The organism is Rhodovulum sp. PH10, assembly GCF_000293785.1.
Lineage (GTDB): Bacteria > Pseudomonadota > Alphaproteobacteria > Rhizobiales > Xanthobacteraceae > Rhodoplanes.
In genome coordinates, this window is record NZ_AKZI01000131.1 from 1 (window position 1) to 5,999 (window position 5,999).

Genomic DNA, 5,999 nt, shown 5'->3' on the forward strand with positions numbered 1-5,999 from the left:
TCCGCCCTCACGACCATCCGCAGAAGGTGGGGCCAAAACGACGCTTACCTTGAATAATCGCATCAGGCCTCAACAATCCAACCGGCAAACAGGGCCGATTTTCGGAGCTGACCCGGGGAACTACGAAAACATGGTCACTGGCAGTGACTTGATCCCTGAAGCGGTAAGGCGTTTCGGCGAGCTTCTGCGCAGCTTTGTCTTGATGGGCCGCGCGCCTCGCCGCGGCTGCGGCAGCGACTTTCGACGCAATAACAGATATTTTCATAGCCTCCTCCGCGTCGTCTCTCTCGATCCAGAGGCAGGCGCGAGGCGATGCGGAAATGAACTCCTTCGATCCGTATAGCGGGCGGATAAATCGAGCAGCCGCAGGCAAATCCGAACAAATCTGACGAGCTTCGCCGGTCGAAAAGATCAGTGGTCCCCCCATAATAAGGATGGTTGCCAAATTGCATTACGGCGGCATCCGACCACGGTCTGCTGCGCGACTGGACCTCTACATTAGGTGCCGGAACAAGATAGGCATTAATATTGTCAGTATCTTTGATGGCGAGGTCTCCGGTGTCGGCTATTGTGAATAGCCGTCGTGCCTTTCCGGGGCGGTTAGAAAGGCCAATTATAACCACGGTGACGCCAGCGTTGTGACTCGCTAGGTTCGCCCATTTAAAACTGGTATGAGCAAAGCTGATCTGGTGACCTGTCGAGAAAATCAGGGGCCATAAGATTGGAACCTGTTGGCCCTGGCAGACAGAATTTGTGGACACGAACGCCGCGACGGCACTGGTGTGCAGCCCGTAGTCGGCTGCTTTCATAAACCAGCCCGCTACATAATCGAGAGACTTCCAGCTTTTCGTGCGTCCCGCAAAAATGGCTCCGAGATCGGATTTGTGTTCCGCCGTCTGCCACTTGCTTCCAAGATAAGGAGGGTTGCCGCAGATGTACGTCTCGCCGCCTTCGTTTTCGAAGTCGATTTGTGCTTGATCGAGAGGGCTGGAGAACAAGTCATCGGCGTGGTGTTTGACGCCGGTCCCTGTGGGTGGGCAGATGCTCAGCCAGTCCAGACGCAAGGCGTTGCCGCAGGTGATCCAGTTCTGCGCATCAAGCGGTAAAAACTCGGCCAGCGCTTCTTTCTGACCGCGATACAGCACGTCGCACTGGAACTCGGCGATGATGAGCGCGAGCCGCGCGATCTCGGCCGGGAAGTTGCGCAGCTCGATGCCGCGAAAGTTCGTGAGCGGTATATCCGTCTTGCGCCCGGTTTCGCGCCGACGCTGGTTGATCTCGGCCTCGATCGCCCGCATTTCCTTGTAGGCGATGACGAGGAAATTGCCGGAGCCGCAGGCCGGGTCGAACACCCTGATCCGCGCCATGCGGTTGCGGAGGTTGAGGAGCTTGCGCGGATTGTCCCCGGCCTCGGCCAACTTTTCGCGCAAATCGTCGAGGAAGAGCGGGTTGAGCACCTTCAGTATGTTCGGCACGCTGGTGTAGTGCATGCCGAGCGCGCCACGCTCGTCGTCCTCCGCCACGGCCTGGATCATCGAGCCGAAGATATCGGGGTTGATCTTCCTCCAGTCGAGGCCGCCGATATGGAGGAGGTAGGACCGCGCGATGCGGCTGAAGCGCGGCACGTCCATTCGCCCTGAGAACAGACCGCCATTCACGTAGGGAAATACGTCCGCCCACCGTGGCGTGCCTGCACGTGCCCGATCGGCCGTCTTCGTGTTCATGGCCTGGAACAGCGCGCCGATGACCTCGTGGGTGTTCGAGGAATCCCGCGCGCTCATCTGCTCGACGGTGGCGGTGAACAGCCCGGAGCCGTTGAAGATGTCGGTATCCTCGGCGAAAAAGCAGAAGATCAGCCGCGCCATGAAATGGTTCATGTCGGGGCGGCGCTCTTCCGTGCCCCACTCGGGATTGTCCTTCAACAGCTCGACATACAGCCGGTTCAGGCGGCTGGTGGCCCGTATGTCGAACGAGCTCTCGCGGACCTGCTTGACGGTCGTGATGCCAGCGAGGGGCAAAAAGAAGCCGAAATGGTCGGGAAAGTCGGCATAGCCGCAGGCAACGGTCTCGCCGCTAGCCAAGTCCTCGGCTTCGAAGGCGTCGCCATCGGTCGCCAAGATGAATTTTGCCTTGGCCCGGGCCGTCGCCGGGCTGGCCTTCAGCGCACCGAGCGTCTTGGTGACCTCGCCAGGCGCGGCAACCGCGATATGGATGTTGTTCGTCTGAAGGACCCCGCTCAGATCGGATTTATTCGTCTCGCCTTTTCGAAGGCGTCTGAGCGTCGTCTCCTTGTTCCCAAATGCTTGCAGGAAAGCGAACGGAAACTCGGCCGGGTCGAAAGGCTGCTCGGCGAGGGCCGAAATGGCCTCTTCGATTTCAACGGCGTTCATCGTGCATAACCCCGCCGCCGCGCAACGACCCGCCCGCGATGATCCCGCTCAATAATGCCCTCGTGAATTACGACAGCCCGCATGCTCGCGCCCTGAATCAGTACGTTTTTCCGTATTTTAGGGCCCGCTGCGGGTCAGCGCCAGAGTCTTGCGGTGGCTCCTGTTTTTCGTGCACTGAAGGAGGTTGGCGGTGGCTCTGCGGCCCCCGTGTCACACCAAGAGTGGCCCTACACGTCATGCCGGTGGGTTCCTGTCGGCTAATGCGGGTGTGACGTGGTAGGATCATCCAACCCGCTCGGCGTCCGCATTCGAGTGGGGAGGATATACGCGGCCCCGCGCAGAAAAAAGAGCGGCGGGCGCTGTGCGGCTCGGGGAAGACCAGTGCCCGTATCCACCCAAATGCTGGTTCAATTGATTGAAATAGCACTTATATTTCGAACATTGCGCATGAAAACGAAACAAGAACAATGCTGTTTCGAGTGGGTTCGACATGTCGTAAGATAAGGCATGTCGAAGAGAATCACCGATAGCCAAATTCTGGGCGAGTTGGGCGAGACAGCGATCAAAAAGATCGTTCTCGAAATCGGTTTTCTTTACGAACAGCGTGGACGCCTCGAAGCGGGGACGGACGGCATCGTCGAACTGCGCGATCCAAAGAGCGGTGCGCCACTCGGCAAGTTGCTCGGTGTCCAGGTCAAATCCACCGACAGCGGTCAATATAGTCGCGAGAACGACTACAACTTCGAATACCTTCTCAAGCCGGACGATCTAAAATACTGGCGTACTTCCAACATCCCCGTCATCATTGTTCTTTGGCGGAAGTCCGACCAATCAGCGTATTGGAAGGACGTTAGCGACTGCGTTAAGGGCGAGGAACGCCGCCTGAAGTTCGATAAAAAGGTAGACGTGTTCGATCCGGGCTGCGCTGATCGCGTTGGCGCACTCACCATCGATCGTCGCATGCCTGGCGTTTTCCTGCCGCCGCTCAACCAGGGCGAGGACGCCATCATCAACCTGCTGCGGGTCAAGTTACCGGAAGAACTCTTCATTTCAACGTCGCCGTTTGGCAGCGGCCGCGACGCCGTGCCCGAACTGGTAAAGCACCGCAACGTCCGGTTCGACTGGGTCATTCGCAAGCGGCGTTTCGTCTCTTTCTTCGACCCCAGGGATTACGGCACCCGCTCGATTGTCGATCTCGATCAGGTCGAGGCCGTTGATGCCAAGCTCTTCGCATTCAACGATGAACTGGATGACATCAACGACACGATGGATTTGTTGCGACGCACGGTCGAGCGACAGACAACGGCGCAGATTTCCTTTCTACGCAAAGACAGGTTGTTCTACTTCAAGGTGGTCGGTATCGGAAAGTCGCGCGGCTACCGCTACATGTCTAATGTGAAAGAGACCTCTGCCAAGGTCGTGAGCGCCTACGCGAGCAAGAAGAAAGAGGGCCGCGGCTACGTTAGGCACCATGCGGCACGGCTGCGGTTTGAACGCCTTGCTGATGAATGGTTCGTCGTTGTCGACCCAGATTTCTATTTCACCACGGACGGTTTTCAGCCGCATCGTTATCCAGAAGCGCTTTTAGCTGGCAAGAAGCGTCTGGAGCGCAATGCCGCAGTACGCGGTCAGGTGATGATGTGGCAGCATTTGTTAGTCGAGAGCGGCAAACACGAGATTAACCTGTTCGATGCAGACAAACCTGCGCCATTGCTGCAATTCCAACGCCTCCCGGTAATCCAGTTGTCTCAAGCAGTACCAGAGTCCTCATGGAACCGGACCGATCCGCGAGCCTAGGAGATGGAAGCGCAGGACCTCTTTGAGGAAGGGGACGTCGAATGACTTTCAAGGCGCATATCTTTGACGAGCCGATGCTCGAATTTGGCGACGGCGGACAGCATTGTGATCCCCGTCAGGGTTTGCGCGAGCATGGGCCGTTGCAGCCGCGTTCGGGCGAAGTTATCCGCGTCGGCATCATCGGCACGGATGACACGGTTGCGGGGTTCACGGAATTCCTCGGCGAAACCGCACGCGGCATCGAAAGCGGAAACAAGCAGCTTATAAATCTCAACCCGGATTTTCCGGGGCTTGGCAATCAGAACCCGTTCCGCTGCAAATTCGAAGTGCCCGAGGGGGCTACAGCTACAATTTCCCGGCGGCAGGTCAATGAAATCACCAGCATAGGCCGTCACGACGAAGCGATCCAACATGCGGTCGAATTGGTCACGTCGCAGCTTTCGGCTCTGCTCGAAGGCAGCGTGAGACCCGATGTAGTTGTTCTGGCGTTGCCCATTCCACTCATAGAAAAGCTCGTCAATGCAAAGAGTGAAGTGGAGGACAGCGACGACCAGGATGACGGCGGCGACACGCTCAATTTCCGTGACCTGCTCAAGGCGAAGACGCTTCACCTTCCGGTCCCAACCCAGATCGTCTGGCCGGATACGTGGGACGACGCGGCCAAAATTCCCCGGAAGGTCAAACGCGACAGCAACCGCCAAACGCAGGTAAAGGCGACGCGGGCGTGGAATCTTCTCAACGCCCTCTTCTATAAAGCAGGCAAAGTGCCATGGCGCTTGCTACCAGATCAAGCGGAATACCGTACAAGTTTTCTGGGCATCGGATTTTATCGTGACCTCGACGGTCAACAACTCTGGACCAGCACCGCCCAGATGTTTGATGAGCGAGGTCGTGGGCTCATTCTGCGCGGAGCGCGTGCGCAGACAGAGACACGGGGGCGTCATCCATATCTGACTGCCAAAGATGCGGAAGAACTCGTCGTGCAATCTATCGCGGTGTACAAAGCGCATCACCGTCATGTTCCTGCGCGGCTGGTGGTCTTGAAGACCTCGCGCTTCCGTCCTGAAGAGGTGGAGGGCATCGACGCCGCTCTTGGTAAGTCCGGCATCGAGATGTCCGACCTTGTGTGGGTGCAGGAGAGTTCCCCAATCGCAATCTTCCGTGACGGTAATTATCCCGTTCTACGCGGCACATTCGTCGATTTGGGCGGCAAGGGCCTGCTGTATACGCGCGGCAGCGTACCGTTTTACGGAACATTCCCGGGCTTGCGCGTACCGCGACCTCTGCTGCTTGTGCCCCACGAGAATTCGGACAGCAAGCTCCTGACGCTGGCAAGAGACGTGCTTGCGCTAACGAAGGTAAACTGGAATACGACACAGTTCGATCAGAAGCTCCCGGCACCGATCAAAGCTGCGCGGGAGGTCGGACGAATTCTTAAACACGTTGAGTTCGGGACTGCGGTCTCATCGGACTTCCGCCGTTACACCTAGGTTGCAGCCACGTCGGTTATATTCTGTTCCGACACTGTGAAGGGGAGAAGTCGGCGAAGACCAGGACCGCTCCCCGAGAAAGCACCGGACGAAGCGTAGGTGTCAGTCCGGAAGGTTGAAAGGAAATGACCGGACCGGTTCCCACGTTATAGGTCGCCAACCGGGTCACACCCGCTCAACATGGCGTCCAATTTCGCGTGCAACAGTTTGTATTTCTGTCGGCACGATGACGAAGTGAGATCGACAACAAATGCTTGATTACGTGAAGAAAAACCGTAAGCGTCGTTTTGGCCCCACCTTCTGCGGATGGTCGTGAGGGCGG

Annotated in this window: 3 protein-coding genes and 1 pseudogene; 2 read left to right on the forward strand and 2 right to left on the reverse strand. The window is 57.6% G+C overall.

Annotated elements, in window-relative coordinates; translation table 11 throughout:
* Positions 1-7: 7 nt before the first annotated feature.
* Positions 8-427: a type IIL restriction-modification enzyme MmeI gene (locus A33M_RS25325; protein ID WP_337460012.1), complete on the reverse strand. Its 420-nt coding sequence runs from the start codon at positions 425-427 to the stop codon at positions 8-10.
* 205 nt (positions 428-632) lie between these two features.
* A pseudogene (locus A33M_RS18720) lies at positions 633-2,390 on the reverse strand (DNA methyltransferase); the annotation flags it as partial.
* A 507-nt stretch (positions 2,391-2,897) separates the two neighbouring features.
* Here A33M_RS18720 and A33M_RS18725 point away from each other — a divergent pair.
* On the forward strand, positions 2,898-4,187 hold the full coding sequence (locus tag A33M_RS18725; RefSeq protein ID WP_052027130.1) for a DUF4365 domain-containing protein: 1,290 nt from the start codon (positions 2,898-2,900) through the stop codon (positions 4,185-4,187).
* Between the two features lie 41 nt (positions 4,188-4,228).
* Complete coding sequence (locus A33M_RS23215) at positions 4,229-5,677, forward strand: argonaute/piwi family protein (RefSeq protein ID WP_008390487.1); 1,449 nt, start codon at positions 4,229-4,231, stop codon at positions 5,675-5,677.
* Positions 5,678-5,999: the final 322 nt, after the last annotated feature.

Coding starts and splice junctions, on each gene's coding strand:
- A33M_RS25325 (WP_337460012.1), bottom strand. CDS start 427: ATGGGGGGACCACTGATCTTTTCGACCGGCGAAGCTCGTCAGATTTGT.
- A33M_RS18725 (WP_052027130.1), top strand. CDS start 2,898: ATGTCGAAGAGAATCACCGATAGCCAAATTCTGGGCGAGTTGGGCGAG.
- A33M_RS23215 (WP_008390487.1), top strand. CDS start 4,229: ATGACTTTCAAGGCGCATATCTTTGACGAGCCGATGCTCGAATTTGGC.